1 pseudogene is annotated in these 241 nt (G+C 46.5%); it reads right to left on the reverse strand.

The features are described from left to right. Positions 1 to 241, reverse strand: a pseudogene (locus tag AAEZ03_RS28675) (ornithine carbamoyltransferase); the annotation flags it as partial.

The raw sequence follows: 241 nt of genomic DNA on the forward strand, positions 1-241 counted from the left end.
GTCATCGTTAGGCCCAAAATAGCCGCACCGTAAATGAGTGAGTGTGTCACATTGTTACCATCGCCCACATAAGCCAGTTTAGCTTGGCTCACATCATCAAACTGCTCGGCTAACGTTAAAAAGTCAGCAAGTGCTTGGCACGGATGGTACAAGTCTGACAAGGCATTAATAACAGGTACGCTGCCATGTTCAGCTAATTGCTCAATCGTGGTATGCGAGTAGGTTCTAGCCACAATAGCAT

Origin of the sequence: Pseudomonas sp. HY2-MNA-CIBAN-0224 (assembly GCF_040310285.1) — a bacterium.
Classification (GTDB): domain Bacteria; phylum Pseudomonadota; class Gammaproteobacteria; order Pseudomonadales; family Pseudomonadaceae; genus Aquipseudomonas; species Aquipseudomonas helleri.